Source organism: Myxococcus xanthus (assembly GCF_006402735.1).
Classification (GTDB): domain Bacteria; phylum Myxococcota; class Myxococcia; order Myxococcales; family Myxococcaceae; genus Myxococcus; species Myxococcus xanthus_A.
This window is the reverse complement of record NZ_CP017174.1, coordinates 2,304,125-2,326,307: the sequence shown is the minus strand read 5'-3', so window position 1 is coordinate 2,326,307 and position 22,183 is coordinate 2,304,125. Positions and strand designations below refer to the sequence as shown.

Here is a 22,183-nt window from a genome sequence, read left to right as displayed (position 1 = left end):
AGTGTAATCCCTCTACACGGCCCCTCAACTTGCCGGGGGTGCTTGCCTGCCCGCTCCGGTGAAACGGACCTGTCGCAGAGCCTCATAGGTCCCGATTCCCACCGACGTGGACAGGTTCAGGCTCCGGCGGTCCTCCATCATGGGAATGGTGACGGCCGTCCCCGTGCCCCCCTCCATCACCTCCGGCGCCAGCCCGGACACCTCCGAGCCGAACACCAGGTGGTCCCCCTCCTCGAACCGGGCCTCATACAGGGATGTCTCAGCCCTGGCCGAGAACAGCCACCGCCGGGCCTCCGGGTAGTCCGCCACATAGGCCGCGTAGGTTGGATACAGGCGGAGAAATACCTTGTCCCAGTAGTCCAGCCCCGCCCGCTTGAGCTGCCGGTCGTCAATGGAGAAGCCCAGGGGCTCCACCAGGATGAGCCGGCAACCGGTCACCGCGCACAGGCGGGCGACGTTGCCGGTGTTGGGGGGAATCTGGGGAGAAACGAGGACCAGGTGGAGAGGACGCGCCAGGGGCTCGAGCATGGGGTAGAAGGCGCTACATGCGCTGGAAGGTGAACAACGAGACGCGGCAACGGCTGCTGGCGGACCGGGCCGACAAGGCCACCTCGTTCCTCCAACGGTTCAAGGGACTCATGGGGCGCCGCTCGCTGGAGGTGGGCGAGGGGCTCCATATCGTCCCTTGCAACTCCATCCACACTTTCTTCATGCGCATCCCCATTGACGTGCTGTTCCTGGACGCCCAGGGCCGCATCGTCAAGCAGATGCCCGCCTTGCCGCCCTGGCGTGCGACATCCGTGTATTTCCAGTCACGCTCGGTCCTGGAGCTTCCCGCGGGTGTCCTGGCGGCCAGCGGCACCCAGGAAGGCGATGTGCTGAGCTTCGAGCCGGTTCCTTGAGGCCCTGCCCGAAGTGCCCCTGCCTGTCAGGCCGGGATGCACGAGTTTTGACCGATTTCCGAGCGCTTTGTTAACCTCCGGCGCCACGTTTTCTCGCCCCTTTAGAAGAGTTCTCGCGCATGCGCATCAAGGTAGCTGGCAGCACCCACGTTGGGATGAAGCGGAATCACAACGAGGACAACTTCCTGATGCTCCCGGAAGAGTTTCTCTTCTGCGTGGCGGATGGCATGGGCGGCCACTCGTCTGGAGAAATCGCCAGCCGCATCGCGGTGGACGAGCTCGGCGAGTTCTACAAGCTCACGTCCAAGGACCAGGACTCCACCTGGCCCTTCAAGATGGACAAGTCGCGCAACTATGACGAGAACCGGCTCGCCACCGGCATCAAGCTCGCCAACGCGCGCATCTTCGAGAAGGCCTGCTCCGAGTCCAAATACAAGGGCATGGGCACCACCATCGTCACGGTGCACTTCTCCCAGAGCGCCGTCTACGTGGGCCACGTCGGTGACAGCCGCGTCTACTACTTCCGCGGCGGCGCCCTGAAGCAGGTGACGGAGGACCACTCCCTGCTCAACGACTACCTCAAGGCGAAGAAGCTCTCGCCGGAGGAAATCGAGAACTTCCCCCACAAGAACGTCATCGTCCGCGCGCTGGGTATGAAGGAGAACGTCCAGGTGGATGTCTCCCGCGTGGAGCCGCAGGAAGACGACGTCTTCCTGCTCTGCTCGGACGGCCTGAGCGGCATGGTGACGGACGCGCAGATGCAGGAAATCCTGCAGCGCACGCCGGAGCTGGAGAAGGCCTGCTCGCAGCTCATCGACATGGCCAACGCCGCGGGCGGCAACGACAACGTCACCTGCGTGCTGGCCCGCTACCACGCCGCCTGAGCGGCGGCGCTCAGCGCCCCTTCAGCGGCGCGGCAATCCGGTGCGCGCCCCAGGCGAGCACCTCGGAGAGCGACTCCCCGGAGGACACCTCGGTGTCCTCGAAGACGGTGGCTCGCGAGAGCCGCGCCCCCGAAGCCACCTTCGCGCCCGGCTCCAGCGACACGCCCGGCCCCACGGTGGCTCCGGCAGCCACCGCGCTGCCCCGTCCCAGGTACACCGGGCCCTCCGCCGTGCCGTCCAGGCGGGCCTCCGCGTGCGCCCAGGTGCCACTCGCGCCGCGCGCGGTCCCCGCCAGCGGTGAGTCCGCGCCCAGCCACTCCAGCCGCACGCGCCCGGCGAGAACGTCCTGCACGGTGGAGAGGTAGCGCGACGGCGTGCCCAGGTCGGACCAGTACCCGTCCACCCGCACGCCGCGCACCGTCTGCCCCGCTTCCATGGCGCGGACATAGACGCCGCGGTTGATGTCCTCCTCACCTTGCGGCGACATGAAGTCGAAGACGCGCGGCGACATCACGTGCACACCGGTAAAGTGCCACGGCGACAGGCCTTCACCGCCGGGGCCGTGGGCGGCGATGCGGCGCACGCGGCCCTCCGCGTCCAGCTCCACCGCCGCGTAGGTCTCCCCCGCTGGCATGGGCTGCAGCACCATGGTGGCCAGCGCGCCGGACGCCTGATGCACGGCCACCACCGGCCGCAGGTCCACCGGGTAGAGGATGTCGCCGTTGAAGACGATGAAGTCGCCGTCCGACAGGAAGTCCCGCAGGCCGCGAATGCCGCCGCCGGTGCCCTGGATGACGGGCTCATTCACCACGTGCAGCGGCAGCCCCGCGCGGGCGCACTCGGCGCGGGCCACGGCCTCCATGGTGTCCGGCAGGTGGTGGGTGTTGATGCCCACCGCCGTCACGCCCGCGGCCTTCAGCACCGCCAGGTGGTAGCGCAGCAGCGGCTGCCCCAGAAACGGCATCGCCGGCTTGGGCCAGCGTTCGGTGAGCGGGCGCAGGCGCGTGCCCAGGCCCGCGCAGAGGACCATGGCCTTCATCTCAGGCCGCCAGCTCCGGGACGTACTTCGCCACCAGGTCCTGCAGCTTGCGCAGCTCCGGCCGCCGCGCGAAGCCCTCACGCACGTAGCGCAGCGACGCGGGGATGGACACCAGGAAGCCCGGGTTGCCCTTCACGCGGTGGATGAACTCGAAGCGGCCCGCGTCCTTCAGCTTGCGCTGGATGGTGAGCAAGTCGAAGAAGGCCTTGAAGGACGCCGCGTCGATGCGCTCGCCGCTCACCTCCTGGAAGGTGGCGATGTAGCGGTCCAGCATCGCGTCCACGAAGTCGCGGTCCAGCTCCACGTAGCTGTCGCGCAAGAGCGCCACCAGGTCGTACTGGCGCGGGCCCTGGAGCGCGTCCTGGAAGTCGATGACGACCAGCTCGCCCTCCTTCACCATGATGTTGCGGCTCTGGTAGTCGCGGTGGGTGAAGCCACGAGGCGCGGCGGCCAGCTGCCGGGCGATGTCGCGGAAGGTGGCGTCCAGTTCGGCGCGCTCGGCGTCGGTGGGCGTCTTGCCACTCCACGCCTCCAGGCCCCACTCACGGAAGTGGTGCAGCTCCCAGTCGTAGAGGTCCTCGTCGAAGGCGCGGGTGAAGGCCAGGCAGTCCGGGTCCTCCGCCTTCTCCGCCGCCGCGCGCAGGCGCGCCAGCAGGTCCACGGCGCGGCTGTAGAGCGCCTCGTGGTGCTTGCCGCCCTCCAGCGCGGACTCGAAGGTGATGTCACTTAAATCTTCAATCACCATCATCCCCGCCGGCTCGTCGTAGCGGAGGATGCCTGGCACGCGCACACCCAGCTTCTCCAGGTAGCGGTGCACGTTGACGAAGGGCAGCTCCTTGGGCGGCTCGCCCTTGGTGGCCTCGTCGCTCTTCTTCGTCGAGTCGGGCGGCATCACCATCACCACCCAGCTCTCGGGCGGCGCGCCAACGCGGTAGTACGAGCGGCTGCTCGCCTCGCCCTTCAGCTTCGTGATGGGGGCGTTGGGAACGGGACGGCCAATGGCCTGTCCCACCTGGTCGCGCAGGGCGGCCTCGAGTTCCATATCGACGGGGTTCTCCGGAGGGGGTTGACGCAAGTCGCACACGAGTATCGGAGGCGCGCCCATCCGGGTCAAAGGCCTGTCCGGGCGGATGGCCGGACGCCCCCCGGGCTGTCGCCAACCCGACGGGCGGCCAGCCATCCTCCCCCCTCGTCCGGGTGCGTCGGAACTCCCTGCCCGCCGGGGTGGGTTCAACGCTCTCCAGGGTCGCAAGAGGCCACACGCTGTCGACCGGGCCAGTGCGGCGGCATATAAGACGCGCCGCGAACCCTCATTAACTTACGGAAGCCGCGATGGACATCCACGAGAACATTCTCACCGCCATTGGCAACACGCCGCTGGTCAAGCTCAACAAGCTCGTCGGGCCGAACGACGCGACCGTGCTGGTCAAGTGCGAGTTCATGAACCCGGGCGCGTCCATCAAGGACCGCATGGCGCTCTACATCCTCGAGAAGGCCGAGCGGGAGGGGAAGCTCAAGCCCGGCGGCACCATCGTCGAGAACACGTCCGGCAACACCGGCATGGGCGTGGCGCTGGCCGCGGCGGTCAAGGGCTACAAGTGCATCTTCACCATGCCGGACAAGATGTCCCTGGAGAAGATCAACCGCCTCAAGGCGCTGGGCGCGCAGGTGGTGGTGACGCCGACGAACGTGCCGGCCGAGGACCCGCGCAGCTACTACGAGACGGCCAAGCGCCTGCACCGCGAGACGCCGGGCGCGTTCATGCTGAACCAGTACCACAACCCCGACAACATCGAGGCGCACTACAACACCACCGGTCCTGAGATCTACGAGCAGACCGAGGGCAAGTTCGACTACTTCGTCGCAGGCCTGGGCACCGGCGGCACCATGAGCGGCGCCGGCAAGTTCCTGAAGGAGAAGATTCCCGGCCTCAAGAACGTGGGCGTGGACCCGGAGGGCTCCGTCTACGAGGGCTACTTCAAGACGGGCAAGCTGACCGAGCCGCACGTCTACAAGGTGGAAGGCATCGGCGAGGACATGCTGTGCGGCGCCATGGACTTCACGAACCTGGACGACGTGCGCCAGGTCGATGACCGCCAGTGCTTCATCGCCGCGCGCCGCCTGGCGCGTGAGGAAGGCATCTTCGCCGGCGGCTCCTCGGGCGCGGCGATTCACGTCGCGGTGCAGTTGGCCAAGGAAGTCGGCAAGGGCAAGACGATTGTCGTCGTGCTCCCGGACTCGGGCAGCAGCTACATCAGCAAGTTCCACTCGGACGAGTGGATGCGCGACAACGGCTTCCTGGAGGAGAAGGGCGCCGGCACCATCCGCGACATCCTGGGCGACAAGCGCAAGGACGTGAAGACGGCGCGCCGCGGTGACAAGGTCGACCAGGTGGTCGAGACGATGCGCGGCCACGGCATCAGCCAGATGCCGGTGGTGGGCGACGACGGCCGCACGGTGGGCATGGTGCACGAGTACGACCTGCTCAACGCGCTGGTCGCCGGCAAGGCGAAGTTCTCCGACAGCATCGACAGCATCATCGCGCCGCTGCAGGGCGCGCTGTCGCTCGACACCAGCATCGCCCGTCTGCGCGAAGTCTTCGCTCAGGACAACGTGGCGGTGGTGAAGGACGGCGAGAAGGTGGTCGGCATCGTCACCAAGATCGACCTCATCGACTACCTGCACCGCACGGCGGCGTAGTCCCCGGCGCACTCGCGCCCGGGAAGCACCGAGGGCCTCCACGTTTCCCCAGTGGAAACGGGAGGCCCTTCGTGTTCAGGGACGCCGGCCGAAGAGCACGTTGGCCAGCTCCGTCATCACCACCTCGTCCTTCTGGTTGCGCACCTCCATGCGGAGCTTGATGGCGCCCCGGTCCGGTTTGCTGCGCGACGGCGTGGCGGAGACGACCTCCACGCGCACGTGCAACGTGTCCCCCGGACGCACGGGCTTGAGCCAGCGCAGCTCATCCAAGCCGGGCGAGCCCAGGCTGGACGTCTGCCCCAGGAAGCTGTCCACCAACAGCCGGTGACACAGGGAGGCGGTGTGCCAACCGCTGGCCACCAGCCCGCCGAAGATGCTGTCGCGGGCGGCTTCATCGCTCAGGTGGAAGGGCTGCGGATCGAACTGCGTCGCGAAGGCGATGATTTCCTCGCGCGACACCACGTGGGGGCCGTGTTCGCTCACGTCCCCGGGCTGGAAGTCCTCGAAGTAGCGCATGGGCGCTACTTCAACGCGACGTGTCCTTGGATTCCAGTTCCTCCGGGTGGAACACGCGCGAAGCGACGCGATCCAACACCTCGGAGTTCCACTTGATGCTGACCTTCATCAGCCGGCGCATCTCCTTGGCGAAGGCGCGCTCGGACGGCATGCGGGTGTACGTCCGGGCCAGGTAGAGGCCCCGGTTCTCCCGCTCGTAGTCCACGGTGCCGCCACCGGCATCCGTGCCCTCCTGCTCCTCCGCCTGGAAGCCCTCGATGACGCCGGGCTTGGGCGGCTCGCGGAAGCGGTACACCAAGGCGCTGCACTTCAGCGCCTGGGTGTCCTCCAACCACTCGAAGTAGAGCGACGCGCCCCCCGCGGAGAGCCCGCCGAAGCCCTGGGGATTGATGCCCGGGCTGGGCGGCGTGCCCTCTTCATGGAGGAAGCCCTGGACCAGTCGCTGGGCAGACTCCCTCGTCAGCGGCGTATCCGCCTGAGCAGCGGGGCCCAGGCCCGAAATCCAGGACCTGAGCAGGCCAGCGAGGCCACTGCGGGGAGCGGTAGCCATGGGTTACTTGTCGAAGTTGCCTTCGCGGGCCTGGTCGAACGGCACGCGGTTCTTGAGGTAGACGGCCTCGAAACTGTGGCCGTCGAACGGGTTCAGGTGGAACTCGTTGAAGTGGTGGACCTTGGAGCCCTTGCCACCGTCCGCGATGGGGTTCCACTTGTCCGGGATGGGGCCCAGGCCGAACATGCTGGGGACCGGGTCGCCACGGTTCACGTAGTGCACGTAGTTCGGGCCGTCCGGGTACGTGGTGGCGGCGGCGCCGAACGTCTCCACGTCGATCTTCCCCATCAGCGCCTTGGCGTCCTGCTTGGACATCCCATCTTCGATGCGCAGCCGGTTGTACACGTCGTTCAGCGCGCGGCTGGAGACGAGGCCACCCTGGCTGTGCGCCAGCAGGTGCACGTCACGGCCGGCCTTGATTTCGGTGTAGAGCGCGTCCGCCAGGGTGTCCACGGCGGGGTTGGTACCCTTGTCCAGCTTGTCCTTCACGCACTGGGCCAGGTCCGCGCCCATGCCCTCGGTGGCGTTGTGGATGCCGACGACGCGCGAGCCCGTCGCGTTGGCGATGGCCTGCAGGCTCTCGGACTGGGCCTCCTTCGTCGTCAGGATGCCGTTGACGTAGAGGACCGTCGACTGCGGGTTCGGGTTGTTGGCCGGCGTCACGCCCGGGATGTCCGCCAGCGGGGTACCCGGCGGGAACGTCGCGCCGTTCGCGCCCAGCAGCTTGCCGTCGTGCACGCGGTCCGGCTGGTTGCCGCCGCCGAAGAACTCCTGCACGCCCCGCGCGGCGCCGCCGACGACGTTGCCCACGCCCCGGGCGGTGCCGGAGACGGCGTTCTCGAAGCCGTCCACGAACTGGCCGACCTTGCGGCCACCGGAAACCGCGGCGTCCTTCACGTTGTCGACGGCGTTACCCACGGCGTCCTGCGTGCGGTCAATGGCCTTCTCGGCACCGGTACGGACCGTGTTGATGAGTTTCCGGCCGCGCTCGATGGGGTTCATGGGGGGCTCCAGACGGTTTGGAAGGAGTGGACTGCTAGTGAGGGAATTATCGCCCCAGGGTCTTGGAAGTTGCGGCGCCCCTCACTTTGCCGCACCGCGGCAAAGGATCAGCGTCCGAAGACGCGGTCCGCCACCCGGTTCAGGACGGTACTGCTCCACTCGAGGCTGGCCTTCATCAGCCGCTTCATGTCGTCGTTGAAGATGGGGATCTGTGGCGCCGTGGTGTAGGTGCGGCTGAGGAACAGGGACTTGTTCTCCGGCTCGAAGTCCACGGTGCCGCCGCCGGTGTCGGTGCCCTTCTTCTGCTCGTCCTGGAAGCCCTCCAGGATGCCCGGCTTGGGGGTGTCCCGGAACCGGTGGATGAGGGCGCTGCACTCCAGCGCCTGCTCCTTGTCGTGCCACTCGAAGTAGAGCTGGGCATCGCCCAGGGCGACGCCGCCGAAGCCCTGCGGGTTGATGCCGACGCTGTTGGGGGTGCCGTTGGCGGCGAGGAACGCCTGCGCCAGCATCTGCGCTTCTTCTCGGGTCATGGGGGTCGGTCTCCAGGGGCGGACACTGCCTGAGCGGGCAGCCTAGCAAATCAGCACGCCGCCTCCAGCCCGGACGACGGCATGACAAGGGCCTCCGCGCGCTTCCACAAAGGAGAAGCGCGGGGAGGCCCTGGGCAACCGGGCACGAGGCCCTGACGGCTACTTCGCGGCGTCGAGCGCCTGCGCCAGGTCGTCCACCAGGTCCCGCGCGTCCTCGATGCCCACCGACAGGCGGATGAAGCCGTCGGTGATGCCCAGCTGCTCGCGCGTCTCCTTGGGGATGGAGGCGTGGGTCATGATGGCCGGGTGCTCGATGAGGGACTCGACGCCGCCGAGCGACTCGGCGCAGGCGAACACCTTCACCGTCTTCAGGAAGGTACGCGCCGCCTCCAGGCCGCCCTGGATGTCGAACGTCACCATGCCGCCAAAGCCCGTCATCTGCTGCTTGGCGAGCGCGTGCTGCGGGTGCGACTCCAGGCCCGGGTAGGTGACCTTCTTCACCTTCGGGTGGGACGCCAGGAACTGCGCCACCTTCATCGCGTTGGAGGCGTGGCGGTCCATGCGCACGTGCAGCGTCTTCACGCCGCGCAGCACCATGAAGCTGTCGAAGGCGCCGGACACGCCGCCCACCGCGTTCTGGAGGAAGTACATCCGCTCAGCCACGTCCTCGCGGCTGGTGCAGACGAAGCCGCCCACCACGTCGCTGTGGCCGTTGATGTACTTGGTGGTGGAGTGCGCCACCACGTCGAAGCCGAGGTCCAGCGGGCGCTGGAAGTACGGCGTCATGAACGTGTTGTCGGCGACGGAGAGGATGTTCCGCTTCTTGGCGACCTCGGCGATGCGCGCCAGGTCGATGAGCTTGAGCATCGGGTTGGTGGGGGACTCCACCCACACCATCTTCGTCTTCGGCGTAATCGCCGCCTCGAAGTTCTCCGGCTTGGACAGGTCCACGAAGGAGAAGTGCAGCCCGGCCCGCCGGAACACCTTGTCGAAGAGGCGGAAGGTGCCGCCGTACACATCGTCCGAGACGACCACGTGGTCGCCCGAATCCAGCATGTGCATCAGCATGTCCGTGCCCGCCAGGCCGGAGGCGAAGGCCGCGCCGTACTTCGCTCCCTCCAGCGCGGCCAGACAGTCCTGGAGCGCCTTGCGGGTGGGGTTCTGCGTCCGGCTGTACTCGTAGCCCTTGTGCTCTCCGGGGCCGTCCTGGACGTAGGTGGAAGTCAGGTAGACGGGCGTCATGATGGCGCCCGTGGTGGGGTCCGGCTCCTGACCGGCGTGAATGGCAAGCGTGTCGAAGCGCATGCCGGGGGAACTAACACAGTCCCTCCCGGCCGCGCAGCAGGACCCGCCTATTCGAACTTCCCGTGACGCCCTGCCCCCTGGGCAAAACGCGTGGCGCCGACAATGGACTCCGACTCTAGCACCTTGACGCCGCGGGCGAACTCCTGACGCAGTGCGTCCTCGGTGCCCAGCCCCGCCTGGGTGTAGGCGGAGCGCCGGTCCGCGTTCATGCACGCCTGCGGGAAGGCGGCCACCTCGCGCGCCAGGGCCTCGGCGGCCTCGCGCGCCTGCCCCCGGGGCACCACGCGGTTGACCAGCCCCATGGCCAGTGCCTCCTGGGCGGACACGGCCCGGCCCGTGAGGATGAGGTCCAGGGCCCGCGACAGGCCGATGAGCCGGGGCAGCCGCACCGTCCCCCCATCGATGAGGGGCACGCCCCAGCGGCGGCAGAAGACGCCCAGGACGGCGTCCTCCTCGGCCACGCGCAAATCACACCACAGCGCCAGCTCCAGTCCGCCCGCCACGGCATGGCCGCCAATAGACGCGATGACGGGCTTCGACAGCACCATGCGCGAAGGGCCCATGGGGCCATCTCCGTCCAGCTCCAGGCGGGGCAACCGGCCCTCGGAGACGGCCTTCAGGTCCGCCCCGGCGCAGAAGGTGCCCCCTTCTCCATGGAGCACGCCCACCCGCGCGTCCGGGTCCGCGTCGAAGGCGCGGAAGGCCTCCGCCAGCGCCTGGGCGGTGGCGCCATCCACGGCGTTGCGTACCTCCGGGCGGTCCAGGATGACGGTGGTGACGGGGCCGTTCTTCTCGACGCGCACGCTCATGGCGGCGGAGTCTTCTTCCCTCGCGTCCGGACCGCAATCCCGCCGCGGTGCTTCCTCACATGGGCGCGTGCGCGCCCTCCCCTTCAGACAGGCCGTGGATGATGCGCGCCACCTGGCGCAAGTCGTCCACGAAGGCCTCCAGCGCGGCCTCCCTCGCCCGAGGGTCAGGCGCGCGGAGGATGGAGGACGGGTGCATCGTGGCCACCACCACCCGCGCCCATTCCGACGCCATCGGCTGCCCACGCGACTGCGTCACCCGGAACGCCTTGCCCAGCAGCGCCTGTGCCGCGGTGGCCCCCAGGCAGACGAGGACATCCGGGCGGAACACGCGAATCTCCGCCTCCAGCCACGGCAGGCAGGCGCGAATCTCCGTCGTGGTCGGCTTCGCGTGGATGCGCCGAGGCCCCTGGCCGGTCCACTTGAAGTGCTTCACCGTATTGGTGACGTACACCTGCGCGCGGTCGATGCCGGCGGCCTCCAGCGACTCGTCCAGCAGCCGCCCGGAGGGACCCACGAAGGGCCTGCCGGCCCGGTCCTCCTGGTCTCCCGGCTGCTCCCCCACCAGCATCACCCGGGGGCCGGGGCGCGGCTGGCCCTCAGGCTCGCCAAAGACAGTCTGGGTGCCCGTGCGCCACAGCGGGCAGGCCTGACATCCCGCGGCCGCCTTTCGGAGCTTGTCGTACGTCGGAGACTCAGGGATGAGGGGAGCCGCGGTGGTCTGGACGGAAGGACGCTTGGGCATGGCTGACACACAAGGTACGCATGGCTCTCACGACGCAACCGGCCCCGAGGGCATGTTCGCCAACCGCCTGCGCAAGGGGGACAAGCGCTTCCGGAAGTGGGCCCGGACGCAGGGGCTGACGGCCTTCCGCGTCTACGACAGGGACATCCCCGAGTACCCGTACGCCATCGACGTCTACGGCGACTGCGCCCACGTCGTGGAATATCCCCGCCGGCGCGCCATCGCCTCAGGTGCCGCGGACACGCAGCGGGAGGAAGTCCTGGCCGCGGTGACGCAGGTGCTGGCCGTTCCCCCCGAGCGCATCTTCGTGAAGACGCACACGCCCCAGCCCTGGGGCCGCTCGCAGTACGGCCGGGTGGGCCAGGACAGCGGGCGCATCGTCGTGGAGGAGCAGGGCCTGAAGTTCTGGGTGAACCTGGGCGACTACCTGGACACCGGCCTCTTCATGGACCACCGCAACACCCGCGCGCGCGTGCGGGAGGAGGCCCGGGGCAAGCGCTTCCTCAACCTCTTCGCGTACACCGGGGCTTTCACCGTCTACGCCGCCGCTGGAGGCGCCGCGAGCACGATGACGGTGGACCTGTCCAACACCTACCTGGACTGGGCCGAGGACAACCTGGACCTCAACGGCCTGGCCAACGCGCGGCACACGCTGGTGCGCGCGGATGCCAAGGCCTGGGTGGAGGCACAGGCCGACGCGCCAGAGCGGTATGACCTGGTGGTGTGCGACCCGCCGTCCTTCTCCACGTCGAAGAAGATGTCGGGCAGCTTCAACGTGCAGCGCGACCACCCGCGCCTGCTGGCCGCCATCCGGGCGCTGCTCGCACCCGGTGGCGTCCTCTACTTCTCCAACAACTTCCTGGGATTCCAGTTGGAACCGAAGGCCACGCGGGGGATGGAGGTGGAGGAAATCACCCCTCGCTCCATCCCCGAGGACTTCCAGCGCAAGGAGATCCACCGCTGCTGGCGCATGGTGGCTCCCTGACGCTGGCGTCCGTCCCGACTACAGCCAGCAGACGCTGTCGATGCAGCGCTCGCCGGCGGGGCACTCGCAGTTGGCCTGGCAGCTGTTGCCGCTGCCCGTGTTGACGGGCTTGCAGACGCCGTCCGTGCAGGCCTGACCGGACGGGCACTCGCAGTTGGCGCGGCACACCGGGGTGGACGTCCCGGCATCCTGCACCGGCGGAGGAGGAGGCACCTTGCACTGGCCATTGGAGCAGACCTGGCCCGACGGGCAGTCGCAGTTGGCCTGGCAGGCCGGGCCCGTGCCCGCGTCCGGAGGAGGAGGCGGCGGGGCCGGCGGACGGCAGTAGCCGTTGGTGCAGACGTCACCCGAGGGGCAGTCGCAGTTGGCCACGCACGTCTGGCCCGGGTCCGGCTGCGGCGGCTTGCACTGGCCATTGAAGCAGACCTGGCCAGCAGGGCACTCGCAGTTGGCGCGGCACTGGCCCCCGTCCGGGATGGGCATGCAGTAGCCAATCTGGCAGCTGTAGTCGTCCGGGCACTGGGTGGTGGAGTCGCAGGCCGCGCGGCACTGGCCATCCACACAGTCCTTCCCGCCGGTGCAGTCCGCCGCGGTGGAGCAGGTGTTCGGGTCCACCGGGCGCGGACGGCACAGGCCGCTCACGCAGGTGTCCGTGGCGTCGCACCAGGAATCGTCATAGCAGCCGCGGATGCACTGGTTGTTGATGCAGTAGTTCCCCGCACCGCAATCCACGTTCACCCGGCACTGCTGAGGAGAACCCCCGTCCACGCCCGCATCCGGGCGCGTCCCGCCGTCGGAGCCAGCGTCCGGACGTGTCCCGCCGTCCGTACCTGAATCCGGGCGCGTCCCGCCGTCCGTCCCCGAATCCGGGCGCGTCCCGCCATCGGAACCCGCGTCCGGGCGCGTCCCGCCGTTCCCAACGCAGTAGTGGTCGTCGCACCGCTGGCCCGAACCGCAGTCGGAGTCACGCGAGCAGAACTGCGAGCAGACGCTGTTGATGCAGATCTGGGACCCGGGGCAGTCCAGGGAGGAGGAACATTCGCCCGAGCCAGGTGGAACGGTCCGACAGACGCCGCTGCGGCAGCTCTCACCTGTGCTGCAATCCCTGTCGGAGGAGCAGTAGCAGATGTCGTCGTCGTAGTCGTCGTACCAGTCATCCTCTCCATGGACGATGCAGCCCGGGAGGACGGCGAGAACGGCGAGCAACGGCAGCCACATGAGGCTACGTATGGGGGTGTTCCGCATGAGTGGGGACTCCGAGAACTCAGGGGTACCGGTCCGGCCACCGGGGGTGTTTTCCGGTTTCAGCAGCGATGGACTCCGTAGCGCAGACGGATGATCAAAAAATTTATTTGATCGGCTTTCGTCTTTCCGGAGACCCATGGCCATGGAGGTATGTAGTGGCCTGGACCTTTCAGTCGGTCACCGGGCCGGGCTCGCATCGCGCCGGACCACGACGACCACCCCTTGAGGGAGAACCCCTGGTGTTCCTGCGTGGAGCCCGCTCATTCGCGCACGTCACCCACCTCCCCGAGGGGCGAAAGGGACGCGACGTGTCCGGTGTTCCCGCCCAGGATGAGGTGCGGCTCCAGGCACTGGTCCGGCGCATCCAGGAGGGCGACCTGACGGCATTCGAACAGCTCTATGCGCTCACGCAGGCGGATGCCTCGCGCACCTTGTGGCACCTGGTCGGCAACCGCGTGGACGTGGAGGACCTGCTCCAGGAGGCCTATCTCCGGCTGCTGACGGCCGTGAAGAGCTACCGGGGCGAGTCCCGGTTCCGGACCTTCTTCTATCGCGTGTGCTCCAACGTGGCCCTGTCTCACCTGCGCTGGAAGCGACGCCGGCCGGAGGACTCCGTCTGGGATCTGCCGGAAGCTGCGGCGGAGGGAGAGGACCCCGAGCGGGTGGCCTCGCGGCGTCAGGCGGCCCGGCTGGTGGAGTTGGCCCTGGAGCGGCTGAAGCCAAAGAAGCGCATCGTCTTCGTGTACTACGAGCTGTGTGGAATGAGCCCGGACGAGATTGCCGAGGCCGTGGGCAGCTCACCCAACACCGTCCGCAGCCGCCTCCACCATGCGCGGCTGGAGTTCAACGAAGCCATGCAGCGGCTGCTCGGCGCCAACCGCCCCGGAGGTTTCCATGGCGCGCCATGAGCACCTCTCCCTGTGGGCCCTGGCCGCGGGCGAGTTGGACGCAGATGCGCGCGGCCGGGTGGAGGCGCACGTCGCCACCTGCTCCGAATGTGCCCAGGCGCTGGAGCAGGTGCGGCAGTCCCGCGCCGTCCTCCACGAGGGCCGCGGCACCATGCCCGCGCCGCGCACGGACGCCATGGGCGAAGGACTTCGCGCGGAAGCGGCTCGGCGCATGGTGCGCAGCGCGCCCAGGGCCCGCTGGCCGTGGGCCGTGGCGCTCGCGGGTGTCTGCGCGGCGATGCTGGCGTTCTGGATGGTCCGCGCTCCCCGGGCAACGGATGAGGGCGGAGCGCTCGTGGCTCGGGGGGATGCGCCCTCTGAGCCTGCGTCCGGCGTCTCCGTTCCGTCGAACGGCGGTGACGCGGTTCCCACGGTGCCCCCGGCTCCGGAGACCGCTGCTCACGCCGCGGCCGGCAGCGAGCCGGCTGTACCCTCGAATGCAGCGGAGAAGCTCGACGCCACCACGGAGACAGAACGGGTCGCCGTCGCGGGGGCCATCCTGCGCGAGGCGGGAGGCACGGAGCGCGCGCTCAAGCCCGGCATGCGGCTGCGTTCAGGCGTGGCGGTGCGGACGCCCGCGCGCTCCAGTGCGTTGCTTCGGCTGCCGGATGAGAGCCGCGTTCGGCTGTCGGCGGGCTCGGAGGTGGAGCTGTCCCGCGCGGAGTCGCGCGAGGTGCACCTCACCGTGAACAAGGGACGCCTGTCCGTCGAGGCCTCACACACGGCGCGCCAAGGCTTCATGGTGGAAGTGGCGGGCCTGCGCGTCTCCGTGGTGGGCACTGTCTTCACGGTGGAGCGCACGAAGGACGGCGCCGCCGTGGCCGTCGCGGAAGGGCAGGTCCGCGTCGAGGCGGCAGGCCAGCCGCCGCGGCTGGTCGGTCCTGGCGAGCGGGTGGAACTGCACGCGGCGAAGCACACGCTGAACCCGCGGAAGATGTCGAAGCCGGACCTGCGGGCCATCGCGGAGCTCCGGGACCCGGTGGACGAAGTCCCCGTGAGCCCGCCCCGCCCCATCAGTGCTCGGCCCGCCCCCCGTCAGAAACCCGAGCCGACCGACGCGCCCGCCCCCATGACGCCGGGCGCGGTGGCGGCGGTGACGCCCACGCCGCAGGAGCCCATCGGGGAAGCCCCGGCGCCCGAGCCCGCGCCGCCACCGGCGAATGCCCTGGCCCCCGTGGCCGCCGCGGGAAGTACCCCGACCGCGCCCCCGGCCCCCGTGGACCCGAACCACGAGTTCGCGCCCTACCCTGTGCCGTCGGTGAACGTCCCCATGTCGCCCACGCCGGAGCCCCAGCCGCCTCCGGGGGCCGTGGCGAAGCAATCACCGGAGAAGCGCGAGCCGTTGATTCCCATGGCGCTGGTGTCCAAGGACGCCGACGAGCGATTCCTGGGCTACGCCCGGCTCAAGGTGAACTCGCGCAAGTGCGAGAGCTTCCTGGTTGGCCTGGACGAGATTGCCCAGCGCAGCCCAAGGGCGGCCCACCGCGAGCAGGCGCGCTACCTTCGCGCGCGGTGCTTCGAGGAGAAGCTCGAATCGCACCGGGCCAAGGACGAATACCGCCGGTACCTCAACGACTTCCCGCGAGGGCGCTACGCCAAGGAGGCCAAGACGGGACTGCTGCCCTGATGCGGGCGGGAGATGACGGCCCCATGTGCCCGCGCGCGACGCACAGCGCGGACGGTTACGGGCCTCGGACTCAGCTACCCGTGCGAGGCAGCTTCTGAGGCGGCTCGGTGGCGTTACCTCGAGCCACCAGCTCGCGCACCACGGACTCCAGCGCGCGGATGCGCCGGCCCGCGCGGCCCGGAGCCCACTGCGGCACCTCCGGCCCCTGCAGCAGCGTCATCGCCTGCTCCACGCCGCCCGCCTTGCCCTTCAGCGCGCGCGCGGTGGCCAGGCGCACGCTGCTCGCCGGACGCCGGGTGATGCCGCCCGCCCACAGCAGCTCCAACGCGAACGTGGTCCACACCGCCAGCTCGTCATCGGGACGGAGGAAGGCCTCGAAGCGCTTCATCGCCTCGGCCCGGGGCTCGCCCGCGCGGAGGATGTCCTCCGACAACTCCACATGCAGCGGCGTGCTGTAGGCCAGGGGCTGCTCCGGCGCGATGATGGCCTCGAAGCGCTCGCCCGTGGCCGGACGGCACGCCACCGCGTGCACCAGCTCGGTGGGAATCTCCTCGTCGCCCGCGGGGTGCGCATTCGCCTCGCCGTAGAAGACGACGAGCTTCTCGAAGCGCTCCGCCAGCGCGCGCAGCTCCAGCGGTGGACGCCACGGCCCGAAGTAGATGCGGCGCCGGTTGGGCGAGGTGCGCGCCGACTGCCGTTCCAACTGCGTATCCACCATGTACTCGAAGGCCCGCAGCATCGTGTCGAAGCGCGCCGCGTCCCCCTCCAGGATGCCCAGCATCTCCACCACCGCCTCGATGGTGGACACGCAGTGGTCCGCGGGCTCCGCGCGAATGCGGTAGTTGCTGGGCCGGCGTGGCACGAAGCCGATGCGCGGCAGCCCGGCCAGCACCGGGTTGCGCGACACGACCTTCTTCGCCTGCGGCCAGGTGCCGTCCACGACGATGAGCGTCTTGGGAGGATTCAGCCTCGCCTCCTCCACCGTGATGGCGTCCTCGCCCGGGAAGAGCACCGCGACCGAGTCCCGCTGCGCGGCCAGCTCCTCGATTCGCCGGTGGCCGGTGAAGTCCACGCCCTCATGCAGCTCGGAGTTGCTCAGCGACAGGTGGGCCATGCGCGCGGTGCCAATGGCCACGCGGCTCTCGCGCGGGTGCTGGAGGAACACGACGCGCGTGCGAGTCTCCAACCGGGGCGGCAGTTGCGCGCAATAACACGCGCTCTCGGGACGGCGGCAACGCAGGCAGAGGTTACGCACGGCCACCGCCTTTACGGCACGCTCCGAGCAGGGGCAAGTCCCACCACGGGAGGGCCGGGCAGGCTGGGTGCCCGGGGACCGGCTTCCCCGGGGCTGAAGATTCCCCAAGCCTCCAGGCGACGGAGTACAGAGGCCCGGTGAATCTGCTGCTCCTCCTGGACGAAGACTTCCTGCCCGACGGCACCGCGCGCCTCACCGGACGGCGGGCCCAGCACGCCCGCGAGGTGCTGCGCGCCGAGCCCGGCGAGTCCCTCCGCGTGGGACACCTGGGAGGCCTCACCGGCACCGGCGAGGTGCTGGAGAACAGCGCGGGCGTGCTGCACCTGCGCGTCGCCCTCACCGAGCCTCCGCCCCCGCGCGCGGGCGTCGACCTGCTGCTGGCCATCCCCCGCCCCAAGGCGCTGAAGAAGGTGCTGCCCGCCGTGGCCTCGCTGGGCGTGGACCGCATCGTCCTGGTCAACGCGGCGCGCGTGGAGAAGAGCTACTTCGACTCCAAGGTGCTGGACCCCGCCTTCGTCCACGAGTTGCTCATCCAGGGACTGGAGCAGGCCCGGGACACGCGCATCCCAGAGGTTCTGGTCCGCGAGCGCTTCCGCCCCTTCGTCGAAGACGAGCTCGACTCCTTCTTCGGCCCCCGGACGCTCCGCCTGCTCCCCCACCCTCCCGCGAGGCAGCCGCTCCGAGCGCTGGGCGTGGGTCTGGCCCAGCGCGTCGTACTGGCCATTGGACCGGACGGCGGCTGGGTGCCCTTCGAGGCCGACCTCCTGGAAGCCCATGGTTTCCACCCGTTTTCGTTGGGGCCCCGCATTCTCCGCGTGGAGACGGCCGTGCCCGTCCTCCTGGGGCAGGTGGCGCTTCTCCGGGAGGACATTGCGGCACCGCCCGCGACAACTCTGACTTGAAGGCGCGCCGTGGCCGGGTGAAGAGTTGTCCATGGCCACGACCCGTTCTTCCGCCGCCGCTCAGCCCGCCCTGGGCGAGCAACAGCCGATTGTCACCTCCGAGGAGCAGGCTCCCGCGGCAGCGCCCGCGAAGCCCGCCACGCACGACACGGTGCCGCCGCCGGCCCTGCTCGACTTCATGATGAAGTCGTGGAAGCCGCGCTCGAAGAAGCTGCCCCCGAAAATCAAGCAGGCGGACGCCTTCAAGGCCCGCCGCCGCGCGCTCTCCAAGCTGTTCCCCGGTGAGACGCTCATCATCCCCACCGGCCACGAGAAGGTGCGCGCCAACGACACCAACTTCCGTTTCCGGCCGGGCAGCGACTTCTACTACCTCACCGGCAACCTGGAGCCGGACTGCGTCCTCGTCCTCCAGCCCAAGGAGAAGGGCGGCCACACCGACGTGCTCTTCGTGGAGCCCAACCCGGGCCGCACCGACGCCACGTTCTTCACCGACCGCGTGAAGGGTGAGCTGTGGGAAGGCCCACGCCTGGGCGTGAAGGAGAGCCATGCCCGCTACGGCGTGGACCAGGCCCGGGGCCTCAACGAGCTGCCGGACTTCCTCTCCGGCCTCAGCGGCGCGGCGAGCCGCCCTACGCGCTTGCTGCGCGGCCTGTCGCCCAAGGTGGACGGCGCCGTGCCGGAGCCGGGTGAGAAGGACAAGGACAAGGGGCTGGCCCAGGCGCTGTCGGAGATGCGGCTGCTCAAGGACGCGCAGGAGCTGCGCGAGCTCCAGACGTCCATCGACTCCACGCAGCGCGGCTTCGAGGACGTCATCCGCGGCCTGAAGACGGCGAAGACGGAGCGCTACGTGGAGGGCATCTTCAACCTCCGAGCCCGCGTGGAAGGCAACGACGTGGGCTACCGCACCATCGCCGCCTCCGGCGCCCATGCGTGCATCCTGCACTGGCACCACAATGACGGGCCGCTCGTCCCTGGCGACCTGCTGCTGCTGGACGCGGGCGTGGAGGGCCAGACGCTCTACACCGCGGACATCACCCGCACCCTGCCCATCTCCGGGAAGTTCTCCAAGGAGCAGCGCGAAATCTACGAACTGGTGCTGGAGGCCCAGGACGCGGCCTTCGCCGAGGTGAAGCCGGGCAACGACTTCATGGAGCCCAACCGCGCGGCCATGCGCGTGCTGGCGGATGGCCTGGAGCACCTGGGCATCCTCGAGGACGCCGAGGAGGCGCTCAAGGACGAGCACCAGTTCTACAAGCGCTACTCGCTCCACAACGTCAGCCACATGCTGGGCCTGGACGTGCACGACTGCGCCCAGGCGCGGCAGGAGACCTACAAGTACGGGAAGCTCCAGGCCGGCATGGTGCTGACGGTGGAGCCCGGTCTCTACTTCCAGATGGACGACCTCACCGTGCCCAAGCGCTACCGCGGCATCGGCGTGCGCATCGAGGACGACGTCGTCGTCACCGCGCGCGGCTGCAAGGTCCTCTCCGCCGACATCCCCCGCAAGGCGAAGGATGTGGAAGCGTGGATGAAGTCCCTCTGGGCGGCGGACAAGGCCGCCCGGAAGGGCAAGAAGAAGTAGGCCAGGCGCGCTACTTCGGCTTCGGCGCGGCGGTGGCGGGTTTCGCCGCCGCGGCCGCGGCCCGCTCCTGCCACTCCGACAGCGCCAGGGGCTTCACGTCCTTGAGCGTGGATACGGCGACGTCGAAGACGCGGGGCTGCGGGTTCGCGTCCGGGCCGGCGGTGAAGTTGAGACGGTGGATTTCGTGCCCGTCCTCCGTCTCCAGCACCACGCGCCACTTGCCGGGCTTCAGGTTGGACGTCGTCGCGTAGAAACGGTAGCCGCCGTCCGTGCCGTTGCTGCTGACGGTGGCCATGAAGCCGTTGCCGTACGTCGTCCAGCCCTTCTGCGGGTCGTCGAAGTACCAGCGCACGCGGACCTTGTACGACTGGAAGTGCTTCGGCGCGAAGATGCGGAAGAAGTAGTAGGGCTTGTCTCCCGGCTGCATCAGGAAGTCCGGCCCGCCCCACGTCCACGGCTTGTACCAGGCGCCGGAGTCCACCGAGGACAGGTGGTAGACGCCCGGGCTCACCCGCTCCACCTGGTGGTAGATGCCCGCGAACTGCACGGCCACCGGAAGCGGCGGAATCACGCCCACCAGGTACAGCCCCAGCAGCGCGGCCTGCACGCCGAAGCCGGGGATGGCCACGTTGCGAAGCAGGTACCGGTTGTCCGGCCGCCAGCGCCGGATGAGGCGCATCACCCCGTAGATGCTCGCGCAGCCCACGGCGACGGCCAGCAGGAAGACCCAGAAGCCCATGCGCCCCAGCACCACCGGGAGCAGGCAGACGAAGTACATCGTCACGCACAGGCTGAGCAGCACCATGCGCATGACGGGGCCCAACTTGCGGAACAGGGGCAACTCGTTGGCCGCCAGCAGGGCGAAGAGGCCCACCACGAACAGGTAGGGCAGCGCGCCCGACGTGCTCTTGAAGAGCAGCAGCATGAACGCGCTGAGCAGACTCCCCAAGAGGAAGTGGATGCCGTCCTCGCGCCAGCGCCAGACCTTCTGCAGGAACTTCGGCGGCTCCACGCCGTCCGGGTAGCGCTGCTCCAGCAGCAGCAGCCCCGTGAGGACCAGCAGGTAGCCGAAGTTCTGCGCCAGCGTCAGCGTGTCATCGATGCGGCTGATGGTGAGGACGTCGTAGATGAAGCCGCCGAAGAAGAAGGCGGCCATCTCCCACTTCTCATGGCGGGCGCGGAACTGCTGCACCTTGTCCATGAGGGTGGGCGTCTTCGTCGTGTCGACCAGGTCGTCCGGGTCCACCGCCACGCCCGGCGCCTGGGCCGGCAACACGGTGTCCGTCAGGGCGACGGCGGCAGGGGGCTCTGCGACGGGGACGTTCGCCTCGACGGCGGGGCCCGCGTTGGGCACCTCGGCGGAGGCTTCGTCCGGATTCTCAGGGGCGTTGTGACGGGTAGCGGTGACCACGGCGGTTCCTCGGGGCAGCGGCCTTCCATCCTAGCCGCAGCGAGGGGAATCGGTCTCCCCTCGCCCGTCACGCCCCGAGGCCCCTTCCGCTAGGCCGGGCTCTTGCCCGCGACCAGGTCGGCCAGCTCACCGCGCTCGGCCAGCTCCATGAGGATGTCGGAGCCGCCGACGAACTGCCCGTTGATGAAAATCTGGGGGATGGTGGGCCAGTTGGTGAAGTCCTTGATGCCCTGGCGAATCTCCGGATCCGCGAGCACGTCCACCGTGTGGACCTCACCCAGGGGCTGCAGCAGCTGCAGCGCCCGCGCGGAGAAGCCGCACTGGGGGAAGAGGGCATTGCCCTTCATGAAGAGCACAATCTTGTGCGACCGGGTCTCCTGCTCCAACCGGGCCTTGAGTTCGGGCGTCATGGGTACCGCTCCTTCTAGCGAGTCCCGAGCTTCTTCCACTGCTCGGGTGAATAGGTCTTTAGCGCGAGCGCATGGAGCTCGCCGCTCTTCAGCCACTGCTGGAGAGGCGCGTACACGAGCTGGTGCTGCTGCACCATCGCTTTCCCAGCGAAGTCAGGGCTCACCACCCGGGCCTCGTAGTGGTCTCCCGTCCCAGTGTAATCCCGTACCTCCACCTCGGAGCCCGGCAGGGCCTCCAGGATGCGGGCCCGGATGAATTCGGCGTCGAGCATCAGTTCATTCCCCTTCCCATCACCAGCATGGCGGGGTCCACCCCCATGCCTCGCAGCGTCGTGTCCCACAGCTTCGACGGCTCCTGCCCGAGCACCGCCTCCGCGGAGGCCTCGGTGAAGAGCCAGGAGCCGGCGGCAATCTCGCTCTCCAACTGGCGCGGCCCCCAGCCCGCATACCCCAGGCAGAAGCGCAGGCGCGGGTTCGGGTTGGTCAGCAGCGGGCCCAACGCGTCCAGCGTCACGCTCAGGAACAGGCCGGGCAGCACCGAATGCTTCTCCCGCTGCTCCGTGTCGTCGTGGAGGACGAAGCCCCGCTGGGGCTCCACCGGGCCGCCCAGGTAGACGGAATGTTCCTTCCGCCCGGCGGCGATGCCCAGGCTCTGCCCGCGCGCCAGCTCACCGAGCGTCAGGGGCGCTCCCCGGTTGATGACGAGCCCCATGGAGCCCGTCTCCGAGTGCTCCAGCATCAAGACGACCGAGCGGTAGAAATTCGGGTCGCCGAGCTGGGGCATGGCCAGCAGCAAGCCGGGAGCGAGGTTCTTCACGCCAGGAGCATCAACCGTTCACG

At 69.0% G+C, this 22,183-nt stretch carries 24 protein-coding genes; 8 read left to right on the top strand and 16 right to left on the bottom strand.

The window, feature by feature from the left end; all coding sequences use genetic code 11:
• Positions 1 to 24 precede the first annotated feature (24 nt).
• Positions 25 to 528: a tRNA (cytidine(34)-2'-O)-methyltransferase gene (locus BHS09_RS09915; RefSeq protein WP_140789202.1), complete on the bottom strand. Its 504-nt coding sequence runs from the start codon at positions 526 to 528 to the stop codon at positions 25 to 27.
• 17 nt (positions 529 to 545) lie between these two features.
• Between BHS09_RS09915 and BHS09_RS09910 the strand changes: the two genes are divergently transcribed.
• Together BHS09_RS09910 and BHS09_RS09905 are read left to right on the top strand one after the other, a co-directional pair.
• Positions 546 to 902 (top strand): DUF192 domain-containing protein, encoded by a 357-nt coding sequence (locus BHS09_RS09910; protein WP_140789200.1) that lies wholly within the window; start codon positions 546 to 548, stop codon positions 900 to 902.
• Between the two features lie 119 nt (positions 903 to 1,021).
• Entirely contained in the window at positions 1,022 to 1,786 is a 765-nt protein-coding gene (locus tag BHS09_RS09905) for a Stp1/IreP family PP2C-type Ser/Thr phosphatase (protein ID WP_140797757.1), read from the top strand.
• Between the two features lie 10 nt (positions 1,787 to 1,796).
• Here BHS09_RS09905 and BHS09_RS09900 read toward each other — a convergent pair whose 3' ends face one another.
• Together BHS09_RS09900 and BHS09_RS09895 are read right to left on the bottom strand one after the other, a co-directional pair.
• Positions 1,797 to 2,825 (bottom strand): nucleotidyltransferase family protein, encoded by a 1,029-nt coding sequence (locus BHS09_RS09900; RefSeq protein WP_140789196.1) that lies wholly within the window; start codon positions 2,823 to 2,825, stop codon positions 1,797 to 1,799.
• Position 2,826: 1 nt separating this feature from the next.
• Positions 2,827 to 3,867 carry an aminoglycoside phosphotransferase family protein gene (locus tag BHS09_RS09895; protein WP_140797756.1) on the bottom strand — a complete coding sequence of 347 codons (1,041 nt, stop codon included), beginning with the start codon at positions 3,865 to 3,867 and terminating at the stop codon, positions 2,827 to 2,829.
• Between the two features lie 290 nt (positions 3,868 to 4,157).
• Here BHS09_RS09895 and BHS09_RS09890 point away from each other — a divergent pair, with 290 nt between their 5' ends.
• Entirely contained in the window at positions 4,158 to 5,525 is a 1,368-nt protein-coding gene (locus tag BHS09_RS09890; RefSeq protein ID WP_140789192.1) for a pyridoxal-phosphate dependent enzyme, read from the top strand.
• A 75-nt stretch (positions 5,526 to 5,600) separates the two neighbouring features.
• Here the strand turns inward: BHS09_RS09890 and BHS09_RS09885 are convergent, their stop codons facing one another.
• The 7 genes from BHS09_RS09885 to BHS09_RS09855 form a co-directional block, all read right to left on the bottom strand.
• Complete coding sequence (locus BHS09_RS09885) at positions 5,601 to 6,041, bottom strand: MaoC family dehydratase (protein WP_090491992.1); 441 nt, start codon at positions 6,039 to 6,041, stop codon at positions 5,601 to 5,603.
• Between the two features lie 10 nt (positions 6,042 to 6,051).
• The gene (locus tag BHS09_RS09880; RefSeq protein ID WP_140797755.1) at positions 6,052 to 6,591 is read right to left on the bottom strand and encodes a hypothetical protein; all 540 of its coding nucleotides are present in this window, start codon (positions 6,589 to 6,591) and stop codon (positions 6,052 to 6,054) included.
• A gap of 3 nt (positions 6,592 to 6,594) precedes the next feature.
• Positions 6,595 to 7,593: a hypothetical protein gene (locus tag BHS09_RS09875; protein ID WP_140797754.1), complete on the bottom strand. Its 999-nt coding sequence runs from the start codon at positions 7,591 to 7,593 to the stop codon at positions 6,595 to 6,597.
• 107 nt (positions 7,594 to 7,700) lie between these two features.
• On the bottom strand, positions 7,701 to 8,123 hold the full coding sequence (locus BHS09_RS09870; protein ID WP_140789186.1) for a hypothetical protein: 423 nt from the start codon (positions 8,121 to 8,123) through the stop codon (positions 7,701 to 7,703).
• A 159-nt stretch (positions 8,124 to 8,282) separates the two neighbouring features.
• Positions 8,283 to 9,428: a cystathionine gamma-synthase gene (locus tag BHS09_RS09865; protein WP_140789184.1), complete on the bottom strand. Its 1,146-nt coding sequence runs from the start codon at positions 9,426 to 9,428 to the stop codon at positions 8,283 to 8,285.
• A 47-nt stretch (positions 9,429 to 9,475) separates the two neighbouring features.
• The gene (locus tag BHS09_RS09860) at positions 9,476 to 10,237 is read right to left on the bottom strand and encodes a crotonase/enoyl-CoA hydratase family protein (protein WP_140789182.1); all 762 of its coding nucleotides are present in this window, start codon (positions 10,235 to 10,237) and stop codon (positions 9,476 to 9,478) included.
• Positions 10,238 to 10,292: 55 nt separating this feature from the next.
• Positions 10,293 to 10,979: a UdgX family uracil-DNA binding protein gene (locus tag BHS09_RS09855; RefSeq protein ID WP_140797753.1), complete on the bottom strand. Its 687-nt coding sequence runs from the start codon at positions 10,977 to 10,979 to the stop codon at positions 10,293 to 10,295.
• On the opposite strand from BHS09_RS09855, the gene BHS09_RS09850 reads away from it, so the two are divergent.
• Positions 10,978 to 11,964 (top strand): class I SAM-dependent methyltransferase, encoded by a 987-nt coding sequence (locus BHS09_RS09850; RefSeq protein WP_174258710.1) that lies wholly within the window; start codon positions 10,978 to 10,980, stop codon positions 11,962 to 11,964. The genes BHS09_RS09855 and BHS09_RS09850 overlap by 2 nt on opposite strands.
• A gap of 18 nt (positions 11,965 to 11,982) precedes the next feature.
• On the opposite strand, the gene BHS09_RS09845 is transcribed toward BHS09_RS09850, so the two are convergent.
• Positions 11,983 to 13,209 (bottom strand): DUF7107 domain-containing protein, encoded by a 1,227-nt coding sequence (locus tag BHS09_RS09845; protein ID WP_140797752.1) that lies wholly within the window; start codon positions 13,207 to 13,209, stop codon positions 11,983 to 11,985.
• 239 nt (positions 13,210 to 13,448) lie between these two features.
• Here BHS09_RS09845 and BHS09_RS09840 point away from each other — a divergent pair, with 239 nt between their 5' ends.
• Together BHS09_RS09840 and BHS09_RS09835 are read left to right on the top strand one after the other, a co-directional pair.
• Positions 13,449 to 14,117, top strand: a complete 669-nt coding sequence (locus BHS09_RS09840) for an RNA polymerase sigma factor (protein WP_140797751.1) — start codon at positions 13,449 to 13,451, stop codon at positions 14,115 to 14,117.
• Positions 14,104 to 15,783 carry a FecR domain-containing protein gene (locus BHS09_RS09835; RefSeq protein ID WP_237080274.1) on the top strand — a complete coding sequence of 560 codons (1,680 nt, stop codon included), beginning with the start codon at positions 14,104 to 14,106 and terminating at the stop codon, positions 15,781 to 15,783. The genes BHS09_RS09840 and BHS09_RS09835 overlap by 14 nt, the downstream gene beginning before the upstream one ends.
• A 70-nt stretch (positions 15,784 to 15,853) precedes the next feature.
• On the opposite strand, the gene BHS09_RS09830 is transcribed toward BHS09_RS09835, so the two are convergent.
• Positions 15,854 to 17,044 carry a tRNA-uridine aminocarboxypropyltransferase gene (locus BHS09_RS09830; protein ID WP_140797749.1) on the bottom strand — a complete coding sequence of 397 codons (1,191 nt, stop codon included), beginning with the start codon at positions 17,042 to 17,044 and terminating at the stop codon, positions 15,854 to 15,856.
• A gap of 131 nt (positions 17,045 to 17,175) precedes the next feature.
• Between BHS09_RS09830 and BHS09_RS09825 the strand changes: the two genes are divergently transcribed.
• A complete protein-coding gene (locus tag BHS09_RS09825; RefSeq protein ID WP_140797748.1) occupies positions 17,176 to 17,940 on the top strand; it encodes a 16S rRNA (uracil(1498)-N(3))-methyltransferase in 765 nt (254 codons plus the stop codon).
• A 31-nt stretch (positions 17,941 to 17,971) separates the two neighbouring features.
• A complete protein-coding gene (locus tag BHS09_RS09820; protein ID WP_174259230.1) occupies positions 17,972 to 19,522 on the top strand; it encodes an aminopeptidase P family protein in 1,551 nt (516 codons plus the stop codon).
• Between the two features lie 10 nt (positions 19,523 to 19,532).
• On the opposite strand, the gene BHS09_RS09815 is transcribed toward BHS09_RS09820, so the two are convergent.
• From BHS09_RS09815 to BHS09_RS09800, 4 genes are all read right to left on the bottom strand, one after another.
• Positions 19,533 to 20,933 carry a DUF2914 domain-containing protein gene (locus BHS09_RS09815; protein ID WP_140789165.1) on the bottom strand — a complete coding sequence of 467 codons (1,401 nt, stop codon included), beginning with the start codon at positions 20,931 to 20,933 and terminating at the stop codon, positions 19,533 to 19,535.
• 89 nt (positions 20,934 to 21,022) lie between these two features.
• Positions 21,023 to 21,343 (bottom strand): Grx4 family monothiol glutaredoxin, encoded by a 321-nt coding sequence (grxD, locus tag BHS09_RS09810; protein WP_140789162.1) that lies wholly within the window; start codon positions 21,341 to 21,343, stop codon positions 21,023 to 21,025.
• 14 nt (positions 21,344 to 21,357) lie between these two features.
• Positions 21,358 to 21,615, bottom strand: a complete 258-nt coding sequence (locus BHS09_RS09805) for a BolA family protein (protein WP_011552107.1) — start codon at positions 21,613 to 21,615, stop codon at positions 21,358 to 21,360.
• Positions 21,615 to 22,160: a YqgE/AlgH family protein gene (locus BHS09_RS09800; protein ID WP_140789160.1), complete on the bottom strand. Its 546-nt coding sequence runs from the start codon at positions 22,158 to 22,160 to the stop codon at positions 21,615 to 21,617. The genes BHS09_RS09805 and BHS09_RS09800 overlap by 1 nt, the downstream gene beginning before the upstream one ends.
• Positions 22,161 to 22,183 lie beyond the last annotated feature (23 nt).